Origin of the sequence: Oceanobacillus kapialis (assembly GCF_044790185.1) — a bacterium.
In the GTDB taxonomy this organism is placed as follows: domain Bacteria; phylum Bacillota; class Bacilli; order Bacillales; family Amphibacillaceae; genus Oceanobacillus_B; species Oceanobacillus_B kapialis.
In genome coordinates this window covers 3516335-3539255 of record NZ_CP085256.1, presented here as the reverse complement: position 1 = coordinate 3539255, position 22921 = coordinate 3516335, and the positions used below count along the sequence as shown (strand labels likewise).

21 protein-coding genes are annotated in these 22921 nt (G+C 41.1%); 11 read left to right on the top strand and 10 right to left on the bottom strand.

Features of this window, described 5'->3' with window-relative positions; all coding sequences use genetic code 11:
* Positions 1-7 precede the first annotated feature (7 nt).
* The 4 genes from LG273_RS18230 to LG273_RS18215 all read left to right on the top strand — a co-directional run bounded on the left by LG273_RS18230 (position 8) and on the right by LG273_RS18215 (position 3960).
* Positions 8-1315: an ABC transporter substrate-binding protein gene (locus LG273_RS18230; protein ID WP_404456462.1), complete on the top strand. Its 1308-nt coding sequence runs from the start codon at positions 8-10 to the stop codon at positions 1313-1315.
* A gap of 11 nt (positions 1316-1326) precedes the next feature.
* Positions 1327-2787: a CehA/McbA family metallohydrolase gene (locus LG273_RS18225; RefSeq protein WP_404456459.1), complete on the top strand. Its 1461-nt coding sequence runs from the start codon at positions 1327-1329 to the stop codon at positions 2785-2787.
* Positions 2748-3548 (top strand): HAD family hydrolase, encoded by an 801-nt coding sequence (locus LG273_RS18220; protein WP_404456456.1) that lies wholly within the window; start codon positions 2748-2750, stop codon positions 3546-3548. The genes LG273_RS18225 and LG273_RS18220 overlap by 40 nt, the downstream gene beginning before the upstream one ends.
* 109 nt (positions 3549-3657) lie before the next feature.
* Positions 3658-3960: a YfzA family protein gene (locus LG273_RS18215; RefSeq protein ID WP_404456453.1), complete on the top strand. Its 303-nt coding sequence runs from the start codon at positions 3658-3660 to the stop codon at positions 3958-3960.
* A gap of 52 nt (positions 3961-4012) precedes the next feature.
* On the opposite strand, the gene LG273_RS18210 is transcribed toward LG273_RS18215, so the two are convergent.
* Positions 4013-4684 carry an SIMPL domain-containing protein gene (locus tag LG273_RS18210; protein ID WP_404456450.1) on the bottom strand — a complete coding sequence of 224 codons (672 nt, stop codon included), beginning with the start codon at positions 4682-4684 and terminating at the stop codon, positions 4013-4015.
* A gap of 87 nt (positions 4685-4771) precedes the next feature.
* Here LG273_RS18210 and LG273_RS18205 point away from each other — a divergent pair, with 87 nt between their 5' ends.
* On the top strand, positions 4772-4987 hold the full coding sequence (locus tag LG273_RS18205) for a hypothetical protein (protein ID WP_404456447.1): 216 nt from the start codon (positions 4772-4774) through the stop codon (positions 4985-4987).
* A gap of 37 nt (positions 4988-5024) precedes the next feature.
* On the opposite strand, the gene LG273_RS18200 is transcribed toward LG273_RS18205, so the two are convergent.
* Positions 5025-6089, bottom strand: a complete 1065-nt coding sequence (locus LG273_RS18200) for an aldo/keto reductase (protein WP_404456444.1) — start codon at positions 6087-6089, stop codon at positions 5025-5027.
* Between the two features lie 502 nt (positions 6090-6591).
* Between LG273_RS18200 and LG273_RS18195 the strand changes: the two genes are divergently transcribed.
* Both LG273_RS18195 and LG273_RS18190 read left to right on the top strand, forming a co-directional pair.
* Positions 6592-6876, top strand: a complete 285-nt coding sequence (locus LG273_RS18195; RefSeq protein WP_404456441.1) for a CD3324 family protein — start codon at positions 6592-6594, stop codon at positions 6874-6876.
* Positions 6877-7332: 456 nt separating this feature from the next.
* Positions 7333-7500: a hypothetical protein gene (locus LG273_RS18190; protein ID WP_404456439.1), complete on the top strand. Its 168-nt coding sequence runs from the start codon at positions 7333-7335 to the stop codon at positions 7498-7500.
* 157 nt (positions 7501-7657) lie between these two features.
* Here LG273_RS18190 and gnd read toward each other — a convergent pair whose 3' ends face one another.
* From gnd to LG273_RS18155, 7 genes are all read right to left on the bottom strand, one after another.
* Positions 7658-9070 (bottom strand): decarboxylating NADP(+)-dependent phosphogluconate dehydrogenase, encoded by a 1413-nt coding sequence (gnd, locus tag LG273_RS18185; RefSeq protein ID WP_404456436.1) that lies wholly within the window; start codon positions 9068-9070, stop codon positions 7658-7660.
* Between the two features lie 3 nt (positions 9071-9073).
* Positions 9074-10432, bottom strand: coding sequence for a gluconate:H+ symporter (locus LG273_RS18180; RefSeq protein WP_379560224.1), 1359 nt, complete (start codon positions 10430-10432; stop codon positions 9074-9076).
* A gap of 240 nt (positions 10433-10672) precedes the next feature.
* Positions 10673-12208: a gluconokinase gene (gene gntK / locus LG273_RS18175; RefSeq protein ID WP_404459588.1), complete on the bottom strand. Its 1536-nt coding sequence runs from the start codon at positions 12206-12208 to the stop codon at positions 10673-10675.
* Positions 12209-12212: 4 nt separating this feature from the next.
* Positions 12213-12935: a GntR family transcriptional regulator gene (locus tag LG273_RS18170; protein ID WP_404456433.1), complete on the bottom strand. Its 723-nt coding sequence runs from the start codon at positions 12933-12935 to the stop codon at positions 12213-12215.
* Between the two features lie 419 nt (positions 12936-13354).
* Entirely contained in the window at positions 13355-14011 is a 657-nt protein-coding gene (locus LG273_RS18165) for a hypothetical protein (protein WP_404456431.1), read from the bottom strand.
* A 95-nt stretch (positions 14012-14106) separates the two neighbouring features.
* Positions 14107-14397, bottom strand: a complete 291-nt coding sequence (locus tag LG273_RS18160; RefSeq protein WP_404456428.1) for a hypothetical protein — start codon at positions 14395-14397, stop codon at positions 14107-14109.
* Between the two features lie 27 nt (positions 14398-14424).
* A complete protein-coding gene (locus LG273_RS18155) occupies positions 14425-15111 on the bottom strand; it encodes an alpha/beta fold hydrolase (protein WP_404456425.1) in 687 nt (228 codons plus the stop codon).
* A gap of 220 nt (positions 15112-15331) precedes the next feature.
* On the opposite strand from LG273_RS18155, the gene htpG reads away from it, so the two are divergent.
* Positions 15332-17209, top strand: a complete 1878-nt coding sequence (gene htpG, locus LG273_RS18150; protein ID WP_379560157.1) for a molecular chaperone HtpG — start codon at positions 15332-15334, stop codon at positions 17207-17209.
* 85 nt (positions 17210-17294) lie between these two features.
* Here htpG and LG273_RS18145 read toward each other — a convergent pair whose 3' ends face one another.
* A complete protein-coding gene (locus LG273_RS18145) occupies positions 17295-17504 on the bottom strand; it encodes a hypothetical protein (protein ID WP_379560155.1) in 210 nt (69 codons plus the stop codon).
* 146 nt (positions 17505-17650) lie between these two features.
* Here LG273_RS18145 and LG273_RS18140 point away from each other — a divergent pair, with 146 nt between their 5' ends.
* From LG273_RS18140 to LG273_RS18130, 3 genes are all read left to right on the top strand, one after another.
* Positions 17651-20827, top strand: coding sequence for an SNF2 helicase associated domain-containing protein (locus LG273_RS18140; protein WP_404456420.1), 3177 nt, complete (start codon positions 17651-17653; stop codon positions 20825-20827).
* A gap of 122 nt (positions 20828-20949) precedes the next feature.
* A complete protein-coding gene (locus LG273_RS18135) occupies positions 20950-21648 on the top strand; it encodes a helix-turn-helix domain-containing protein (protein ID WP_404456417.1) in 699 nt (232 codons plus the stop codon).
* 119 nt (positions 21649-21767) lie between these two features.
* Positions 21768-22661 (top strand): EamA family transporter, encoded by an 894-nt coding sequence (locus tag LG273_RS18130; RefSeq protein ID WP_404456414.1) that lies wholly within the window; start codon positions 21768-21770, stop codon positions 22659-22661.
* The last annotated feature ends 260 nt before the right edge of the window (positions 22662-22921 follow it).

Below are 22921 nucleotides of genomic sequence, written 5' to 3'. Positions count from 1 at the left end.
GTTACAAATGAAGAAACGTATTTCAGGTAAAATTAAGTTTTTGTTGATGGGATTAATTATTGCCCTCGTAATGGCTGGTTGTTCTAATGGGGATAACGAAGCTGCGGGGCAAGGTGAAGGGCCAGTAGAAATTGAATTTTGGTATGGGCTAGGAGGTAATCTTGGTGAAAACATGGAACGACTAATTGAGGAGTTCAATAGTAGTCAGGACGAAGTAAAAGTAACAGGAGTAGCTCAAGGTAACTACACGGAAACGTACCAGAAACTGCAAGCAGCTATTGCCGCTAAAGAAGTTCCTGCCGCGGTTCTAATGGGGGGAACGACTGTAAATGCATTAGCAGAAAAAGAAGCATTAGCTCCAATGGATTCGTTTATTTCGGAAGCAGAAGAGTTTAATAAAGAGGATTTCATTGATTCTTTTTATAGCCAAGGACAGATTGATGAAAAGCAATACGCTTTGCCTATGTATGGTACGACACAAGTGATGTATTACAGAGATGATGTTTTTAAAGAGCTTGGTATTTCAACAGATGACTTAAGTAATTGGGAAACACTTCGTGAAGCAGCAGGAAAAATTAAAGAAGAAAAAGGGATCTTTGGATGGATGCCTATGTGGGGTTCTGGTAATTTAGTTGATGCTTCACTTAGCCGTGGGGGCACGATCCTAAACGAGGACGGAACAGAGGTAGTAATTGATTCTAAAGAGTGGATAGATACATGGGAATTTTTCCGTGAAGCTATTCATGAAGATGAAACAATGGGAATCCATCATAGTGGCCAAGGATGGGAATACTGGTACAAAACAATTGATGATGTGATGCAAAATCGTGCAGCAGGTTATACAGGTTCAAGTGGTGACCAAGGGGATTTAGATTTCTCTATCGTTTCAGCACATCCGCAGCCTGGCTGGGAAAACTCCGAAGCAGCACCAGTAGCAGATGCATTGCTTGGAACCATTACAGCACTTGCTCCAGAAGAAGAGCAAAAAGCAGCGTTTAAATTCTTAACTTTCTTTACAAGTGCAGAGATAACTGCGGATTGGTCTGTTAACACTGGATATATTGCCGTTCGTGATTCCGCTCAGGATGCTCCTGTATTTCAGGACTATGCAAAAGAGAACCCACAGATTTTAGTACCTTTAGAACAAGCGAAAACCGCTTCCAAACCTTTTATTGATCCAACAGGTGGAAAAATTACGGATGCTATTGAGAAGGCTGCAGATCGAGTAGAGATCGAAAATATTCCAGCTGAAGAAGCATTAAAAGAAGCAAAGGCAGAAGCTCAGATAGCGCTGGAAGAAGTGCTTAATCAGTAAGGAGGGGTAGGATGACGACAAAAGTTACACAGAAAATAAGCGGCATGATAGATAAGCCATATGTAACGCAAGCATTTGCTGTAGAGCAAAAAGATGCTCAAGCTTTAAAGCTAACGATAACTTTTGAAAAAAAGGGCTGGGTTGTTCTGCTTGTCTGGGACCCAAAGGAAAATCTCCGAGCACAATATGTCTATGTTGGTGAACAAGAAGTAAACATGACTATCTCACATGATGGGCAATCCTCTTCCTTCTCCGCTATCCCTGGCGCTATACCACCGGGGGAGTGGAAGGTTGAGATGTTTGCAGGGAAACAGGATAATCCATATAACATCGAAGTGGAAACAGCTACTGAATTACTTGAGGTATCCCTTCAGCAGAAGAGCAGTTGGGCAGAAATTAGTGAGTCAGGTAGCTTCCACTTAACTGGATTTGCTGCTAATAAGTCGTTGAAAACAGAGAAAAGATGGTACAAAGGTGATTTTCATACCCACACGACATTGTCAGATGGAAAAATGACCGTAGATGAGGGGTTGAAGCAAGCAAAGCATCAAGGTTTAGACTTCTTCGTAGCTACGGACCATCAGCTTGTGCCGACATCCTGGCTTTTGGATGAAGAGGTTTTAGTAATACCAGGTATTGAGGTGACCTCTTCGAAAGGACACTTTAATGCACTTGGGGTAGATCGATGGATTGATTGGCGTCCAATCCGCCCTGATGGTGGCATGGAATCAGAAGCAGGCATGAACAAAATTTTACGGGAGGTAAAGATGGCAAATGGCCTCCGGTCGATTAACCACCCTGCACTGGTACCATGGGAGTGGCAATTTAAAGAGACGGACTTACAAGAAGTAGATGTTATCGAAATATGGAATGATCCTACCTTTAGGGATAACGTGAAAGCAACGGAAACGGCCCTTAAGCTATGGGATGGCTTGTTGAATGAGGGTTATCGCATTACAGGGATTGGCGGATCGGATTCACACTTACTCCCAACCGAAAGCTATGAAGAAGGTGGGCCACCATCTGTAATTGGAGATCCTGCGACCTATGTACATGCCGAAAAGTTATCCGTGGAAGAAATTCTTCAATCAGTGTCGGAAGGTAAGGTTTATGTGAGCCGAGGACCTGTGTTAGATGTGGAAATTATGGCGAATGGAAAGCAAGTAACGTTTGGTGATGAATTTAATGCAGAAACGATTACGTTGCATGCCAATTACCATGATATTCCTGCTGGATCATTGCTTACGTGTATTGTTAATGGAGAGAAAACACAAAGCATTACCATTTTAGAAGAAGCGGGCGAACAATCGATGACAATAGATTGCCAGAGAGCATTTATATGGATCCGCTGGGAAATCCGCAGTGCGAGCGGGGAATTATTGGCCTTTACAAACCCTGTTTTCAAAGGAGGAAAAGTGCCTGCAATTCGTACATGGAATCAATTACAACAAAAGGCAGGTATCACTTATTGACGAATATAAAAGCCATCCTCTTTGATAAAGATGGAACCTTAATGAATTTTCATAGTGTATGGGAAAAGGTCATGCAAGAGTTAATTGAACAATTAAGCGGCTATTTTCCACAAAGAGAAGTAATAGCAAAACAGTTATCGGAAGCTATAGGGTTTAAGGCCAACCAAGTCGATGCAAATGGAATACTGGCTGGGGGAACGACGAAGGATATTGCAGAGGCCTTTGAAGCGGTTATTAAAGATCTGGGCTTGCAGCATGTATTCCCCTTTCCTATTTTTACATGGATATCAGAGACAATGCTCGAGCTTACGAAAAAGCATATTGACGAAGTTACAGCAACAACAGAATCTCTAACAGAATTACTGGCTAAACTGGGTAAACAAGGGATTATCCTTGGGGTCGCGACAGCGGATGACTATCCAAATACAGAGCTTTGTTTAGAAAAGTTAAACATACGAAACTATTTTTCTTTTATTGCAACATCAGACCGCTTTCCGCAAAAAAAACCAGATCCCTTTATTTTAGAGGTTTTTTGTTCAGCACATCAATTACGGCCGGAAGAAGTTGCCGTAATCGGGGATACAAGTGTAGATTTAAACCTTGCAAGGAATGGGAAAGCCGGTCTTGCTATAGGCGTACTATCAGGAGCAAGTGAGCTGCACCACCTGCAACCTTTAGCAGATTTTGTAATCCCTACAGTGGCAGATATATTAACTGTTGATAATCAATGGATATGGGCAGAATCGAATATAGCGAATTAACACATGACATGGATACTACTCTCTTAAAAGAGTTAGTTTCCATGTCATATTTTTTGAATCAAAGGGCTGGTGATAAGCGTATAACGTATATAGAAGGAGAGATAGAAAAATGAACAAAGAACAAGAGATAAGGCAAAGAAAGCTGCTACGGAATTGGGTCATCACCATTGGTGGGTTTGTTGTCATGCAGTTTATTTTCGTTTTGATTGATGGCACTTTTTTGGAGCCCAATGATGGCATGTTAGGTAACTTTGCAAATCGAATTGTTGAAGCAGACTGGTTTGTGGAGTGGCTGATCTTTTATGAGAACCCGTATTTTAATATCATAACAGTACTCGCCGTTCTTCATATCGTGTTTCATGGAATAAAGGATTTGATCCGCATCCGGATTTGGAAGAAAACGGCTAGTTAGGGTGCGAGTTATAGTCATTGGAAAAAATATAGCTTATGATACAAGCTCTTTCTTAGTACTGAAATTTCACCTCCAATATAGCGTCAATCACAAGCTCTCCTGGCTCAATTGGTGTCGCAACAGCCTCCGCCGATAAGGCCATTTTTGAAAATGGAATTGGAGGCGTTTCTGTTATTTCTTTAATCCTGAGCGGAATTGGATTGAGGTTCACTTGCATGGATGTAGCGAGTGCATTCGCTTTTGCTTGGGCGTTTGCCAATGCTTCCTGAAGGGCTTGTTGTTTGTATTGTTCACTATTTTGGACGGAAAACTGAATACTGTTCACAAGGTTTGCCCCATCTTCAACAGCGGCATCTAGTATCCTTCCGATTTGGTCGATATCTGTAATCGTTACATTGATCAGGTTCGTCACTTGGTACCCACGAAAGATTTGTTCACCATCTACAAAATCATAGCGAGGATTCACGGTATAGCTAGCTGTTTGGATGTTTTCACGAGCAACTCCCAGGCTTAATAAAGTCTCGATCACTTGATTCATGACTGCAGCGTTCGTTTGTTGTGCGTTTGTGAGAGAGGTGTTTTCTGTCATAACGCCTATCTCTACTGTCGCCATGTTTGGTGCTACAGAAACGCTACCATTTCCTATCACTGTCATTGTTTGCTCTAACCCATTACGCGGTTGCGGTGGTGTTTGCCTATACGTTGAAACAAAAGGGTAATACATGAGCAATTCTCCTCTCCGGTCTTTTTAAAATATTATGCTGGTATTGGAGAAATAATTAGTTGGATTGAATAGAGAGGAGTTACCTTGATGAACCATGTTATTTCATCAATCTATATTGCAACATCACTGCTGATGTTTTTTATTGTTAGGATTATCGTGTTGTATGGGGAATGGTTCCTTCCAGAAAAGCCGTTGGCATTTATGAAGATGTCGGTGTATTATTTTCCATTGATTCCATTGTTTATTGGTCTAATATATTTAGGATTTCATATTGTTTCGGTTCGGAATAAAAATAAGGAATAAGAAAAAGCATTGGGGATAGACCCAATGCTTTTTTAGCTTAAATACCCAATGTCTTCTTATACTCTTCTAAATATGGCATTTCAGAAGGGGAGCCTTGTTCCATGGCTGCCATCACGCGGTGCCATAATGGATAAATTGGTGCTGGTCGTGCAATGGATTCGATTTTATCATGCTCTTCCTTCGTTAGTGTAATCTCGTAGGAATCAATGTTCTCCCGTAATTGTTCTTCATTACGTGCGGCAATCACGACAGGTCCAATATTTGGGCGATCCTTTATCCAAGAAAGCGCGATTTGCGGAACGGTTGCGCCGCGGTTTTCTGCCACTTCTTTTAAGGCGTCAATTAGGTTATACAGTCGCTCATCATCCATTACCCAAGGCTCTGGCCAGCCTTCACCTTGTCTTGTGTTTTTCGGTGCTTCGTTATGGCGATCAATTTTTCCTGTAAGAAGACCTTCACCAAGCGGGCTCCAAATCATGGACCCAATCCCAAGCTCGCTAGCTGCTGGCAATAGTTCATATTCCGCTTCACGTGCTTCTGGTGTGTAATAGATTTGCTGGCAAATTGGCGCAATGTAACCAGGCTGTTCGGCAATAGATACCGTTCTGGCTAATGCCCAGCCACTATAGTTGGAAACGCCCCAATAGCGGATTTTACCGGATTTTACAAGCTCGGTCATCGTTTCAACTGTTTCCTCAATAGGTGTACGCCCGTCCCATAAATGAACAAAGTAAAGATCAATATAATCTGTTCCAAGACGTTCTAGTGATTGATCAATGGAGTTTTTTAGATGAATACGGGATGCGCCTTGTTCATTTGGACCGTCTTCTATAGGGAAGCCTGTTTTTGAGGTTAATACCACTTCGTCACGGCGCCCCTTAATCGCTGCACCTAGTACTCTTTCCGCATCACCACTAGAGTATAGGTTTGCTGTATCAAACATATTAATCCCAGCATCCAGGGCGATGTCTACCATTTTACGAGCCTCTTCTTCCTTCACATCTCCTGCTGGTTCAAAGCCATTTGTGCCACTGAATGGGATGGTTCCTAATATATACTTCGGTACGCGAAGACCTGAGTTTCCTAGATTAATATATTCCATTCTATCCCTCCGTTAAAAGTATGTCTCTATAATGAGAGTACCCAAGCGCGATGCAAGGCTAAACGTAATCGGGAAAGTGTATGCGCTTAAATTAACGATAGATTAATAGATGCCGGAGAAGAAAATCTTCACTTTAATCAGCTGGGAAGAAATAATTATAATTATTCTCACCCTTGCGCATGTAGCCTATCCTATGAGTTAATAAAGGTGTCGGACCGACAGACTCTTGTGAAAGGAGGCTGATTAATGATTTACGCAGAACTTGAGGTGATTTCCGCATAGCGGAAATCCCTACGTGTGGGGTCGCATTTCGCGGCCCCTTTTATTATCAAATTATTATTCGGAAAATTAGCATCTTTTCGTAATGGAAAAAGTAGATTATACTTAAGGATAAAAGGTCAAAAACTTTAAAATTTGGAAGAAAGGGGATGAAGACGAATGATTAATTGGAATCTGTTTACACACCGAATCAATGGATACCTTTTGAAGGAGGACGTTAATCGTGCAATACAAAAATGGAAAAGAGGTTCTTCCCCCTAATCTGTTGAAAGAAATGCAGAAATATATCCAGGGAGAACTGATTTATATCCCCAAGAAAAAGAGTCAGCGGGCGGGATGGGGAGAAGTAAATGGTTCACGCGAGATCATTGCGCAGCGTAATGAAGAGATATTGAAGTTGTCTAAAGAGGGAATAACCCTTGATGAGCTAGAGCAGATATACAATTTGTCTACAGACAGCATTCGAAAGATTATATATAAAACGCGCAACCTTTGTGATGGAAGATAAAGAGGCTGCTATGCTTATCAACATAAACAACAATATAAATAGCAAGTAAAGACGCTTGGATTATTTTCCGGCGTTTTTTATTTGGTTGGTTAAATTATCATTCCTCAGATGTTTAAGGGTTCGACTTAATCTTTGAGAATATTAATCCCCCATTTCTACAGAACAAAAATCGTAAAAAACGGTTATAACCATTCTTACCCTTGTTCGGTAAGGTTGTTTCATGAGTTAATAGGTATGTCGCGATAGCTACTGGTGAAAGGAGGCTGCATTATGTTACATGCATCAATTAAGGTGATTTTAGTATAAACAGAAATTAAAAATAATTGGTATGAACACCTGAAAATATTCCTGCTTTCTAGGAGGGTATACTTTTTAGGGAAATGTCTGTCACCATGCCGACCAGAAGCCTTCCCGGTTGTTGAGAAACAAGTTAAACAACGTAAGGGAGTAATCATCGTGTATTATCATTTAGATATGTATAAAGGTATTACGAACGACCGTATGAATCACATAAGAAAAGAAACCTATGAAAATAATACAGTAATAAAAGCCAATGACGTTATCAATTGGAAGCTAAATACAAGCATGCTTTTCATATTTATTTTTCGATCGGGGAAAGGCTAATTGAGTAAAAGGCTAGGGTGGATACTAGAGTCTCCAAAAAGGAGACTGGTTTAACCTATATATTAATAAATTTCCGTTTACTACGAAAATCATCGAAATGATGGTTATAAGTAAAGCCAAGAGACTGTGTGCATGCAATCTCTTGGCTTTTTTAATTTTAATACCAATCCGTATGGAAAATTCCGTCCTTATCTTTTCGCTCATACGTGTGTGCTCCAAAATAATCACGTTGAGCTTGGATCATATTGGCTCCACTTTGTGCAGAACGATAGCCATCATAATAAGTTAATGATGCACTAAAGCATGGCAGTGACATACCGTTTTCCATACCTTTCATTGTGACTTGGCGAAGTGACTGCTGATAGTTGCCTGCTTTTTCCTTAAAGTAAGGGGAAAGCAACAGGTTGGATAAGTCAGGATCTGTTTGAAAGGCTTCGCTTATTGGGTTCAGAATATCTGCCCGGATAATACAACCACCTCTGAAAATCAAGGCGATTTGATCTAGCTTTAAGTCCCAGCCATATTCATCAGATGCCTGTTTGTATTGATGGAAGCCTTGCGCATATGCTGTGATTTTTCCCATGAAAAGTGCTTCCTTGACCAAGTTAATCCAAGTGTCTCTGTCGATTGCTTCATCCGTTGCTTTTGGTCCTGATAATTCAGATTCTGCTTGAACACGCTCTTCTTTTAATCCAGAGAGATATCTAGCAAATACGGATTCTGTGATAATGGAGAGCGGTACACCAACATCTAAAGCATTTTGACTTGTCCATTTACCAGTACCTTTTGAACCAGATTTATCGAGAATGACATCAATTGTCGGCTGCTTCGTCTCTTCATCGACATGTGTAAGGATTTCACTCGTAATCTCAATCAGATAGCTCGCCAGCTCAGATTCATTCCACGATTTGAAAACATCTGCAATTTCGTCCACAGTAAGTCCCAGTTTTTCACGTAAGAACTGATAGGCTTCTGTAATCAATTGCATGTCCGCATATTCAATTCCATTATGGACCATTTTCACATAGTGGCCAGAACCTTCATTACCTAAATAGGTACAGCAAGGCTTTCCGTCCACCTGTGCAGCAATTTTCTCTAGTATTGGTGCAACCTGATCATATGCAGCTTTGTCTCCACTTGGCATTAGAGCTGGACCATTTAAGGCGCCTTCTTCACCGCCAGAAACACCAACGCTTAAAAAGTTAAGGCCTTTATCCTTAAGTTCATGGTACCTGCGATTGGAATCCCGGAAATTGGAGTTCCCACCATCCATAATGATATCTCCTTTTTCTAGAAGAGGAAGCATGGATTGGATTACACTGTCCACCACAGGCCCCGCTGTTACCATTAGGAAAATTTTTCTTGGTTTCTCTAACGAAGCAATAAAGCTTTCCAGCTCGTAATGAGCTTCTGCATTTTCATTTGGAAATGCAGCAGTAAATTTCTCTGTTAAATCAGGTGTGTAATTATATACAGCAACCTTTTCTCCATGGTTTACCATATTTTGAGCAAGATTCGCACCCATTACACCTAGTCCAAACATACCTATCGTATTCAATTTCTGACACATCCTTTAAACAAATAAACTTAGTAGTAAAATAAAGCCCAACCCTACCACAGAAATGACTGTTTCCAGCAATGTCCATGTAGAGAAGGTTTCTTTCATGGTTAAGCCAAAGTACTCTTTAAACATCCAAAATCCAGCATCGTTAACATGGGAGGCTATTACACTACCCGCCCCTGTAGATAATACCATTAATGCGAGGTTTACGTCAGTTCCCTGGATTAAAGGAATAACAAGTCCAACGGTTGTTAACGCTGCAACCGTGGCAGAACCTAAGGAAATTCTTAGAATAGCGGCAATTAACCAAGCTAGTACAAGTGGTGACATGCTGCTTCCTTCAAATAATGCTGCTACTGCATCACCAACTCCACCATCAATAAGAACCTGTTTTAGGACACCACCACCACCGATGATGAGAAGCATCATACCAATTGACCGAATGGATTCTTCTGCTGATTGCATAACGTTTTTCATCGGAATCTGACGCGCAATTCCCATTGTATAAATAGCTAACAATACGGATAGTAGCAATGCTGGGGTTGGTTCCCCAATCAAATGGATAATTTCAAAGCCTATATTATTTGAAACTCCCCAGACCTCTTGCAGTAAATCAATAATCGTCGCAAAAGCCATTAAAATAACTGGGAAAATGGCTGTAAACACACTAATTCCAAAACCTGGCGTTTCTTCAATGTTAAATTGCTTTACCTCACCTAATGATTTAATATCACCGGTTTTTTGAAAAGCATCTGGCACGAGTTTTTTCGCCACAATGGTAAATAGTGGTCCTGCGATGATAACGGTAGGGATAGCAATAATGATCCCATAAATTAATACCATTCCAATGTTTGCCCCGTATTGCTGAGCGATAACAGTTGGCCCAGGGTGTGGCGGTAAAAAGCCGTGGGTTACAGATAGTGCTGCAATCATCGGAATTCCTAAGTATAGCGTCGAAACTTTTAACTGTTTTGCGATCTGATGCACGATTGGAATTAACAGAACAAGACCAACCTCAAAGAATAGGGCAACGCCAATAATAAAGGAGGCGATCACGACAGCCCACTGTATATATTTTTCCCCAAATTTATTAATTAAAGTAAGGGCAATACGCTGTGCACCACCCGCATCAGCAATCAGCTTACCTAAAATAGCCCCAAAACCAAATATTAACGCAATATCTCCAAGTGTTCCACCCATTCCACCTTCAATGGAGCCAACAATTTCATCCAGTGGCATTCCTAATGCAAGGGCAACGAGAAAGGAAACAATAATTAAAGAGATAAATGTATTTAAGTTTAATTTCATAATTAAAATTAGTAAGACGATAACCCCTAACGCTACAATAAAGAGGGGTGTAAGGTTTTCCATCAGTGACATATCATTTCAGCTCCATTCTAAGTTGTAAAAAATTTATTTATACTTTTCTTGATCTAGCTCCGTGCGGCCAGCGACTAGCGTAACTTCCTTCACCGCCGTACGATAAGTCAACATTGGATCCGAAGGGAAGGAAGGTCGACTAAAATCGGCCTTGCCGGCCAACGCCGACATACCCCTAATGTAGGGGCATGTTTCCTTTATCTCCTCTGGCTCAGTCCAGTTCGTACGTCGCTAAACAGACGCACTGCGCTTTTCTTGATAAGCGGCAATTTGCTCGTATTCGTTCTCCAACGATCTTGAAATTCGAATGAATATAGCCATTAATTCACGATAAGCATCGGCATGGGAAGAGTTTGGCTCATGTTTATTGGTAAAGCCGATTAACTCTTCAGCAACATCAAAGGAATCAATTTTCCCTTCTGCATACAAGCCTAATAGACAGGCGCCAAGACAAGAGGATTCATGGCTTTTTGGAATAATCACATCCTGATCAAAGATATCTGCCATCATTTGGCGCCAAATTTCCGATCTAGCAAAGCCACCTGTTGCTTTAATGGCGGTTACATCATTATCCATTACTTCCAGCAATGCAAGAAAGACAGAATATAAATTAAAGATAACACCCTCTAAAGCCGCTCGGACCATGTGCTCTTTTTTATGATTTAACGTTAGGCCAATAAAGGAACCACGCACATTTGCATTCCAAAGTGGTGCGCGTTCTCCAGCTAAGAAAGGATGGAAAAGCAAACCATTAGCGCCTGGCTCAACACGGCTGGCAATCCTCGTCAACACTTCATAAGGATCCACGCCTAAGCGTTTGGCAGTTTCGACTTCACTTGCGGCAAATTCATCACGAATCCAGCGCAAAACCATTCCGCCATTATTGACGGGTCCACCGATTACCCAATGATCTTCTGTTAAGGCATAGCAAAAAATTCTTCCCTTTGCATCTGTTCTAGGCTCAGGGATTACCGTGCGAATGGCCCCACTAGTTCCAATCGTAACTGCGACTTCTCCTTCCTTGATGGCGTTTACACCAATGTTAGAGAGAACCCCATCACTCGCACCAATTACAAAGCGTGTATCTGTTTTAATTCCCATCTCACGGGCTAAATCAGGGTCGCATCCTGTTAAAATTTCCGTGGTAGAAGCCAGGCGTGATAATTGGTCATCTGAAATTCCAGCAACCTCTAGCGCTTCCATGTCCCAATCCAATGACTTCAAGTTCATCATCCCGGTCGCTGATGCAATCGAATGATCGACCACATACTCGCCAAATAGTTGGTAGAAAACATATTCCTTAATGCCAATATATTTTTTTGCTTTTTGTGCAATTTCTGGCTTGTCATGCTGGAGCCACGTAATTTTACTTAATGGCGACATCGGGTGAATTGGTGTTCCTGTTCTTAAGTAAATCTCATGGCCGTTTAGCTCTGATTTAATTTTCTTCGCCCAATGGGCACTACGGTTGTCTGCCCAAGTAATACAGCGGGTCAGTGGCTGATTCTGTTCATCCATGGCAATAACACTATGCATTGCACTACTGAATGAGATAAACGATAGATCTTCTGGATTTATTCCAGAGTGCTGCATAACATTTTTAATGGAAAGTCTGACGGCCAAAAAGATTTCCTCTGGGCTTTGCTCAGCTGTTGAGACATCTGGTGTATGAAGGTCATACCCATTGTTCTCCTGTACGACGATTTCGCCTGTTTCCCTGTATAATACTGCTTTTGTGCTTGTTGTACCGATATCGACACCAAGCATATAGTTATTTCGATTCAATGCTCTCCCTCGCAATCCTCATCATTTCTTCGTTACTCCATATTTGTTCAACCTTGTTTTGTACATCGTTAAAGTTTTTATAAAAAGCCTGATTCACCAAATCGGTATCTTTATTAGCAATGGACTCAATAATCAACTCATGATTGGAAATCACACGCTCAAAGTCCTTATCATTTTCTTCCATGCGATAACGCATCGAGAGTAGGATTAAGCACTCCATAACCGGTTTAATATTGGACCAAAGCATGGCAATATAACGATGGTTAATGGATTTGATAATGGTTTCATGAAATTCAATGTCTAATAAGGAAAATTCGTCAGTATCTTTGTACTTGACGGCAATTTTCATCATTTCCACTAATTTATTTAACTCCGCGACAAGCTTGTCATTATCTTGATGAAGTAATCGCTGGAAAACGAATGACTCCACCATAAGGCGTATGTCATATATTTCTTCAATATCTTTCTCGGAAATACCGACCACTTCAACCCCCATGCGTCCAGGGCGTACTAAATGTTCAGCCGTTAATGTTCGTAATGCTTCTCTAATAGGCGACCTGCTTACTTGAAATTCTTTGGCGAGCTGGTTTTCCGTTAAAACGGTTTCATCTTCGATAGCTTTTGTGATAATCCGCATACGCAGCTCTGCAACAACCTTTGCACCCATCGATGCATTGACTAATCGCTTCTCTGGATAAAGGGCTTTCATATATGCCTGCACTTCCTTTTGATAGAGTGTGAATACTTGTATACAAGTATCCTAACATAATCAATTTTGGTTGTAAACGCTTTTAAGTTGGGGTTGGTTCGTTTAGGGTTTGTGCTGTTGCTTTTGGCGGGTCTGAAAAGGGTCTGTTGCCGGGTGAAACCTTCGTAAGAAAAAAAGAGGGATAAATAAAACCCATTCTCTCCAGCGTAGAATGGGTTTAGCAATTTAAATATTCAAAGGAAAGTTGCGTTATATTTAATCCTTGGACAGGTATACGTATTTATATATGATGAAGATATGAATAATAGGGATAATCATTAATCCTGGGCTTTCAAATAATGGATAGCCATTGCACAAAACAACCTCCACATCGGATCCACGCGAAATCCCTTAGCTCTTAACCGCGAAGTTTCAGCGTTCTAATTCCTAGGCTCTTTAGTAACATTATTATGATTGAAATCCAGGTAAGGGAAAAACCAACCCTCACTTCGGTCAATTTGCTCATACTTTTCTTCTAGTTGTTTCTTATCATCTTCGTTAGTTGCTGCCTCAATATCAGAACGCTCTACTGTCTCACTGTGGTTGGCCAATTCAGAGAATGATATACCTTCCGTTTCATCCTCAAAGTACAAGAGGTCTGAGCCAACTTTTAAAGCCATTTTAATTATGTTTTTTCCCTCTAAATCATAGTTTGCTGGTAAAAGTAGTCCTTTATATGCTTTTTCTTCTAATGTGATAGACAAAACTTCGATAGATTCGTTTGTATTACTTTTAGGAACACTTACGTAAGGGTTAACCCCATCATCGAGCAGTAACTGAATATTTGACCGATAGATTTCCCCTTCTATAGCAAGTTCATACTCCGATTCGTTATTAACAGCTGTACCTTCTAAATGAAAGAGCCCGTTCTCAATACCTATGTGCTTTACCTTAAATTCTGCGTCTAAGTCTTCTTTCTCCATTACAGCATGCATTCTACCATTAACATATTTTACTCCCTTAAATGAGCTTCCCGGCTCTCCCGCTTCGGTACTAACATAATTCGTGAAGAAAATGAAGGTTAATAACAAGATCATAGTAATAAGTACATTTTTAAGATTCCTTTCAATTTTAACCACTCCAACTTTTATATTCCTATATTTCACTTGCAATCCAACTTCGTCACATAATTTTACTCAGATGTGGACCTTTCTTTAGCCCTTTTCCCTCCTACAAACATTGCAGAAAGAACTAAAGAAATAAGAGGGAAAATAATATTATAAGGTGTTAAAAGGAGTTCAGATTCCGGATAATAATACAGGGAATACCATACTTCATAAAGTAAATTTAATAGTAGTGTTGCTAATGGACCAATGAAAATCTTTTTAGTAAAAACTGCTAGTAAAACACCCAAGCCAATAGTAGTGAACGGTACAATGATCAGTTGCATAAGAAAAGGATCTATCGTGTCGACTAAACTCATCAGGTTCACCTCTTTAACAAAGTACTTTTATTCAAGGTAATTATTCAATATTGTTAGGAATTCTGGTAATTTATCATGGTGAACATGGTGTCCTGCACCATCTACCGTAACCATTTTACAATCAGGAATGAGCTCAGATACCTCACGTAACTTATCTTGCGGAATATTACTCGAACTTCCTCCTATAATAAGTGTTGGTGTAATAATAGCTGACAGTTTTCCCCACCATGACGGGTTTGGACTGTTTAATTGCTCCATGATAGATTGTAACGCCTTCCAATCAAAAGGTAGGGTTTCTGCTGGCTCTGGTGGTATTTCCTTTGGTTCATCAGGAAATGGCGGAGGGGTATCAACAACAATTAATTTTTCTAATCTAGAATGGTATTGCTGAGAAAAAAGATAGGAAACAGTCCCTCCCATAGAGTGGCCAAGTAGAATAAAACGCTCTAAATCTAGTTCATCAACGAAAAGCAGTAAGTCTTCACGCATTTCTTCAAAAGAATACGTATCTGTTCTCACACTTTCTCCATGCCCTCTTTGGTCTAAGGCAATAAAGCGATAATCTCCTTCTAAGCCAGCAGCTACATGAACCCATGATGTTGCACTGTTACCCAGTGAGTGAAGTGCAACAATTGGTAGTGCGGAAGGGTCTCCTCCTTCCAAATAATTAAAAGTATTTCCGTTAAGTTCAGTTTGCTTTTTTATTAATTCCATCACATCATCTCCCCTTTGATTCAAAGGCTTATGTTATATATTCTCTAAATTATATTTTATTCCTTTTTTACAAAGCCCCTTTTATAAAATTATTTAATAGAACAATGTACGACGGACAATAGGATTGACAGCCAAAATCGATTATGGTATTAAAAACATAGAGGGTTTAGCACTCGCACACCTCGAGTGCTAAAGAATATTTTTAGAAGGGGAGATACATATGGCGAAGATGGAATTTAAAGCAGAATCAAAAAAGCTATTGGATATGGTGATCAATTCGATTTACTCCAAGCGTGAGGTTTTCTTAAGAGAATTAATATCGAACGCAAGTGATGCAATGGACAAAATTTATTATCGCGCCTTAACAGATGATAAGATCTCATTTGATCAAGGTAATTATTATATAAAGCTCGTTCCTAATAAAGATACAAGAACGTTAAAAGTGATTGATACAGGAATTGGCATGACAAAAGAGGAGTTAGAATCCAACCTGGGGACAATTGCTCGAAGTGGCTCTTTCACATTTAAAAATGAAAATGAAATCAAAGATGGACATGACATTATTGGGCAGTTTGGTGTTGGGTTCTATGCAGCCTTTATGGTGGCAGATCGCGTAACGGTGACGACGAAATCCATCGATAGTGATGAGGCTTATCAGTGGCAATCCCAAGGATCTGATGGCTATGAAATCACCGCTGTACAAAAGGACGAGCCAGGTACGGAAATTGTGCTTGAGATTAAAGAAAATACAGAAGAAGATAACTATGATGAGTTTCTGGAAGAATACCGTCTGCGACAAATCGTGAAGAAGTACTCTGACTTTATCCGCTACCCAATTAAAATGGATGTGACCGAAAGCAAGCCGAAAGAAGGCTCTGAAGAGGAAACGGAAGAGGTTATCACAGAAGAAACGATCAACTCCATGGTGCCAATATGGAAAAAGAACAAGAGTGAGCTTACCGATGAGGATTATGAGAACTTTTACCAAGAGAAGCACTATGGCTTTGATAAGCCGCTAAAGCATCTTCACATTAATGTGGATGGAAGTATTCGCTACAATGCGATTCTCTACATTCCGGAAAGTGCACCGTACAATTATTACACGAGAGAGTATGAAAAAGGCCTAGAGCTTTACTCAAATGGTGTACTCATTATGGATAAATGTGGGGACTTGTTGCCAGACTATTTCAGTTTCGTAAAAGGAATGGTGGACTCTGAAGATTTATCCCTAAACATCTCAAGAGAAATGCTGCAACATGACCGCCAATTAAAGCTAATTGAAAAGAATATTAACAAGAAGATTAAGAAAGAACTAGTCAGCCTATTACGTGATGACCGTGAGAAATACGAGCGTTTCTTTAAAGCATTTGGTCAACAGCTGAAGTTCGGTGTGTATAGTGATTTCGGTGCCAATAAGGAAGTATTACAGGATCTATTATTATTCCATTCTTCTAAAGAGAAAAAGCTCGTGACATTAGAAGAGTACGTGTCAAGAATGCCAGAGGATCAAAAATATATTTATTATGCAATTGGTGACTCGATTGACCGTATTGAAAAACTGCCACAGACAGAGATGGTTGCTGACAAAGGCTACGAAATCCTTTATTTCACAGAGGAAATTGATGAATTTGCTATCAAGATGCTCATGAACTATAAAGAGAAAGAGTTTAAATCTGTTTCCAGTGGCGATTTGGGATTAGATGAAGAAGAAAGTGAAGAGGCAAAAGAGAAGGAAGAAGAGAACAAGGAACTATTCCAGGCGATGAAAGAAGTATTGGCTGATAAAGTAAAAGATGTACGCGCATCTAAACGACTTAAATCACACCCTGTCTGCTTGACCGCAGAGGGAGACATCTCCATTGAAATGGAAAAAGTGATTAATGCCATGCCAGATAACCAGCAGATCAAGGCAGATAAAGTGTTGGAAATTAACGTAGACCATGATGTATTCCAGTCGCTTAAAAAATCATTTGAAGCAGACAAGGACAAATTAAACTTGTTTACAAACCTGCTTTACAACCAGGCATTGTTAATTGAAGGCCTGCCAATCAACGACCCAGTTGAATTCACGCGTGATATTTGTAAAGTAATGGTGTAAGCAACGATAAAGCAATTTAAAAAGAATCTAATGAAAAGCCGTGCACTCATTCGAAAGGGATGAGTGCACGGCTTTTTAAAAGGTTTTAATGTGAAGTTTGATTTTTCGCCTTACTCCCTCTCCGCAACAACAAGACCAGTTGAAAAATACTTGATACACCAATAACACCAGCAATAATAACATAGGCTACTTGAAAACCGTCCACTGCATAGGTGTATAAAATAATAGAAGCGATAATGGCAATAATGAGATGAAAAACTATCTGGAATTTTCTATATCCATCTGAATGACTCATGGGCCCCTCCTCGTACTATCTTTTTCTTTACAAAAATTATAGCAAAACCCCGTCCTTGAAGAAAGAAAACAGTGCTACGTGAGTCGAACGTACATTCTTTTTAACCTGGGTTCCTTATGATACAATAATAAAAAATGCACGGAACAATGTTTGAAGGCAGGCGAGATGTCGTGAAGGTTACCTTATCTGATAAAAAAATTGCAGAGCGATGCGGAGACGTTTCCTTTAAGAAAGGAGACGCTTTTTATAAAACAGGAAAAGTGGATTTACATACTGTCACAGCAACAAGAGCCGAAGCTGTCGTTGCTGGCAAGGAAAACTTTTACGTAACAATAGACCAAACAGAAGGCGATAAGCTAAGCACTTCCTGTACATGCCCTTCTCTTGCATCTTTTCAAAAGGATTGCCAGCATGTCGCAGCAGTGCTTTTAGCAGTACGTGAACGCAATCGGCAGGAGCTTGCTACAGGGTTTATCAATCTGTTTGATAACAAGCCTGTAAGAAGTAGCGGGGAACAACGCCATTTTGAGAATCGCGAGCCGCTACAGGTACACTTCACACTTGCGCCTATAACCTTACACAATAACGACAAGCTGTTTGGGGTGTCATTACAGCTAGATAACGAAGACGTAACGGATATTCGGGCGTTTTTAAAAGAAGTGAAGCAGGGAGGCACCTATAGCTTGAACTCTGTGCTCACCTATCATCCAGAACAACACTTCTTTCCCCATGAACAAGATGCGGTAATCAGGCAGCTGATCCAGTCTGTGCAAGACGAAAAAGTATATTTGGAAGATGACACCGACAAAGTAGATCGAACGACGCTACTCTTGCCTGCATCCTCGTGGAAAAAACTATTGCCACTACTTGTAGGATTGTCTTCCGTTACTATAAATGCAGGAGAACAAAGCTATACAGGCATTCGTCTGGCAAGAGGACCGCTTCCATTGCAATTTGATTTTTCCGAGAGAGAAGGAAGCGAGGACTACTTGCTTGCTATAAAGGGATTTGAAGCACTCACACTACTACATGCTTATGAGTCTATCTTCGTTGCGGGGAATATGATGGAGCTGGGCAAAAAAGACTATACCTATATAGTAGAGATGAAAAGGCTGCTTGAGAATGCTGGGACAAACAACATTCCAATACCACAAAATCAAGCTGCCTTTTTCACCGAAAAAGTTGCTCCAAGCCTTAATAGAATTGGAACAGTGAATATGGCAGGCACGGTTACGGATCATTTACCTAAAACCCCGTTAGTGGCAAAGCTCTATTTGGATCGTGTGAAAAACCGCTTGCTTGCGAGCCTGGAATTTCAGTATGAAAACAGTATTATTAATCCGTTGGAACAAGAGGAAGCCCCTCATGGCATCGTCATTCGCGATATGGAAAAGGAAGAGGAGATCCTTGCCTTAATGGAAGAAGGGCAGTTTGCCAAAACGGATGGCGGTTACTTTTTGCATAATGAGGAGCTTGAATACACCTTTCTCCATCACTTGCTACCAAAACTGCAAAAGTACGTTTCCGTTTATGCGACAACAGCCGTAAGAACGAGAGTGATGAAAAGTCCTGTGGCACCAAGAATAAGGGTGAGACCCCATCCTGAGCGGACAAATTGGTTGGAGTTTAAGTTTGAGATGAAAGGTTTTCCAGAGCGGGATATTAAGGAAGTTCTTGCTGCACTGGAGGAGAAGCGCAAGTATTATCGCTTGCGGGATGGTGCGTTGCTCTCATTAGAGACAAGAGAATTTGAAGAAATTAAACGCTTCCTACATGCAGTGCCCGAACAGCATGATGGACTTGAGAAAGGGTTAGAAGTCCCGTTGCTTCAAGGTCTTCAGTTGCTTGATGCTGCAGACGAGCCGTTATTTAAGAAAGAGGATTCCTTTAAACGCTTCCTTCAACGTTTAGCGAAACCTGAAGCTAGCACTTTTCCAGTTCCGGAGACCTTAAATCCAGTACTACGGGAGTATCAGAAAGATGGGTATAGGTGGATGAAGACGCTGGCGAGCTACCAATTTGGTGGGGTGCTTGCAGATGAGATGGGACTTGGAAAAACATTGCAGGGCATCGCCTTCCTTTTATCAGAGCTGAAGCAAATTAGAGAAAAACAACTGCCAGCATTAATTGTCTGTCCTTCTTCCCTAACGTACAACTGGCATTATGAGTTGAGGAAATTTGCTCCCGAGATTGTTGCGTCGATTATAGATGGCAGTAAGGCAGCACGTAAGGAGACATTACGCAAAGCAATGGAGGGAGATGTGGTCATCACATCGTACCCGCTATTACGACAGGATGTTTCGTTGTATGAAAAGCAATCCTTTCATACGGTATTATTTGATGAGGCACAGGCCTTCAAGAACCCGACAACCCAAATATTCCGTACTGTGAAGAAAATTCAAGCAGACTACCGGTTTGCGTTGACTGGTACGCCAATGGAAAACCATCTTGAAGAGCTATGGTCCATTTTTCATGTCGTATTCCCAGAGCTTTTCCGAGGGCTCAAGGAATATAGTAATTTAACGCAAAAACAGGTGGCAAGAAGGATCAGGCCATTCATGCTACGCCGTGTAAAAGGAGATGTTTTGGCAGAACTTCCACAAAAAACGGAAGAACGATCCTCCGTGGATTTATTCGAAGAACAGAAAAAGCTCTATGCCGCATACTTGGCTAAGCTCCGCCATGATACCTTAAAGCATTTAGATAAAGACACGTTACGAAAAAATCGAATCCGCATTCTGGCAGGATTAACGCGATTGCGGCAAATTTGCTGTCATCCAGCTTTATTTGTTGTTGGGTACAAAGGAAAGTCTGCTAAGCTCGAGCAATTAAAGCGCTTGATGGAGGAATCACGACTTGCCGGAAGAAGGGTGCTTATCTTTTCCCAATTCACACAAATGCTTGGCATCATTGGGAAGGAGCTATCCCAAGAGGGCATCCCTTATTTTTATCTGGATGGCCAAACAGCATCAGAGGAACGAATGGACCGCGTCAATCGATTTAATGAGGGGGAACGTGATATGTTTCTCATTTCCTTAAAGGCAGGTGGAACGGGCCTTAACCTGACAGGTGCTGATACAGTAATCTTATATGACAGCTGGTGGAACCCTGCTGTTGAGCAACAAGCAGCAGACCGTGCACATCGAATCGGTCAGAAGAACGAGGTGCAGGTAATTAAGCTAGTCGCCCGCGGAACGATTGAAGAGAAGATGAATGAACTGCAAGAGAGGAAAAAGCAATTGATTGAGGCGGTTATTGATCCAAAAGAAAAACGGGAAACGACATTAACGGATGACGATATTCGTGAGATTTTGCAAGTGTAAAGCAGTTGATTGGAGAGAGTATTAACGAATGTGCTTTTTAAGCTCGATTTGTAGCAAAACGCTTTCTCCTCTCATGAGGACGCATTATACTTAATGTAAGTATTTATTGGGGAGGGGAGCGAATGGAGAGCGATAATCAAATCGTCTGTGAAAAAAGGAGCTATTCTAAAAAACTGGATTCCCATGCCCATGCTTTTGGCCAGTTCCTATTTCCGCTACAAGGAACTTTGGACATTGCGACAGATAGACAGGAAATCCTGCTAGGTACAGATCATTGCTTTTATGTCCCGCCTTTCTGTACGCACAGCTATCGGTCACAGGACAGAAACGAGTTTCTTATATTAGATATTCCTACCTCCTTTTTACCTGGAGAAACAGAGATAACGTTATCAGCGTTAGATAGCCAGTGGTCGGCCATCCGATTTTTATTACTGGAGGAAGCCAAGCAGCCTAGCAATATTTCTTCAGGATTGCCGGAGCTGGTTAGATATGTGGGGCAGAAGATTCGCCGCGCCACAACACCTTCCATTAATTACATTCATCGGCATTTTAGGGAGAGTATTCGGATTGAAGACTTAGCAGCCATGGAGCATTATCATCCAGTGTATTATTCAACTTGGTTTAAAAAGAAGACGGGGAAAAGTCCAAAAGCGTATATTGCTGAATTGAGGCTAAATGAAGCAAAGCGTCAATTGCGGGGCACAGGCCAGACAATCACTCGAATTAGCGAAGAAATTGGTTTTGAGAATGCCTCCTCCTTCACGCGCTGGTTTACAAAAAAAGTAGGAACTTCTCCACAAAACTATAGAGATTATGAATAATGGCTAAAAAGAACCTTTATTTTGGTATAGATAACACTGCTGTGATTATCTATGCTAGGAGCAAAGGTTCTTTTTATGTTTTCGAAATGAATAGAGAATTAAGCCACAGGAGGGGTAAATTGAAGGGGAAAGTAGCAATTGTTATGGTATTAGTTGCAGCAATGCTTTGGGGAACAACAGGAACGATGCAGACCCTTCTGCCAGAAGGTGTTCACCCTGTAGCGGTTGGCACTGCCCGTCTAGCTGTAGGAGGCATTGCTTTAACAATTATTGTGCTGTTTGTGGGAAAATTAAATTTAAAAAGCTGGCCCATCAAGCCAACGATATTGGCTGCATTAAGTATGGCCGCCTACCAGCCGTTTTTCTTCACCGCGGTAACTATGACGGGGGTAGCGATTGGGACAGTGGTGGCAATTGGCAGTGCTCCCATTTTATCCGGTTTAATGGAGTGGCTAATTTGGAAAAGGCGCCCCATCAGAGCTTGGTGGCTGTCTACATTTTTGGCTATTGTAGGTTGTTTATTGCTTTTTTTAAACCAATCGTCTGTCTATGTAGATCCTTTAGGGCTTCTATTAGCATTAGGGGCTGGTCTATCGTTTGCGATATATACCATTGTCAGTAAAGACCTCGTGAAGAGCTATTCGTCTATATCAGTCGTTGCCGTTGTATTTACGCTTAGTGCTATCCTGCTTTCGCCATTGTTATTTGTTTATGATATGACCTGGATAACACAATTGCGCGGAGCGGCTGTCAGCCTTCACCTTGGGTTAATTGCCACGGCGTTAGCTTATTTCATGTTTGCAAAAGGGCTCGTCCATGTTCCATCTTCAACAGCAGTAACGTTATCGCTTGCTGAACCATTAACCGCAGCCTTTTTAGGCGTCTTTATTGTAGGGGAGGAACTAAGCTTCATCTCCTGGATAGGAGTAAGCATGCTTCTGTTAGGTATCGGCTTTCTTATTAAAGGGACAGAGAAGGAGACACCTCGGATGAGCGAAATTAACCAGGTATAGTTGAAAGTATTAGAAAGTGGAACGAGATCGGGGTAGAATCGTGAACGTTGGAAAGTGAAACCAGAGCACTGCAAAGTGAAACCAGAGCGTCGCAAAGTGAAACGTGAGCACTGCAAACTGAAACCAGAACGGCGCAAACTGAAACGAGAGCATCGCGAAGTGAAACCAGAGCACCGCAAAGTGAAACCACAACGCCACAAACTGAAACCACTCACCCCAAAACAGCACCAATTAAAAAGCCGGCATTACCCATTCAGGTA